This window comes from Mesorhizobium sp. M1C.F.Ca.ET.210.01.1.1 (assembly GCF_004791585.1).
In the GTDB taxonomy this organism is placed as follows: domain Bacteria; phylum Pseudomonadota; class Alphaproteobacteria; order Rhizobiales; family Rhizobiaceae; genus Mesorhizobium.
This window is the reverse complement of sequence record NZ_SRUU01000187.1, coordinates 1-302: the sequence shown is the minus strand read 5'-3', so window position 1 is coordinate 302 and position 302 is coordinate 1. Positions and strand designations below refer to the sequence as shown.

General features: G+C 68.5%; 1 protein-coding gene. It reads right to left on the bottom strand.

Annotated elements, in window-relative coordinates:
* Window positions 1–302: sugar-binding domain-containing protein (locus EN853_RS33510; RefSeq protein WP_281062257.1), on the bottom strand; the 302-nt coding region annotated here is incomplete at both ends.

Sequence of the window (302 nt, the reverse complement as noted above, 5' to 3'; positions counted from 1 at the left end):
GTCGCCGTCGCCGGCGACGATCCTGCGGTTGGCGATGTCCTCCCGCGCCAACGCCAGGGCACGGCTGGAAACCGTGGTCGCCACCGGCTTGCCGGCCTCGTCGAAGAAATGGCCGAGCAGTTCGCCGACGGCGCCGTTGCGGCGAGTCTCCTCCATCTCGGCCTTGTCGATCATGCCGGTGGCGACCAGCGAGGCCTCCTGCTCGGCGGTGCCTATGCCGGCCAGCAGCAGGTCGGCGGATTTCGCCAGATCGAAGACCTCGCTAATGCCCTTCTGGCCGAGCAGCACGGCACGATGCTCCA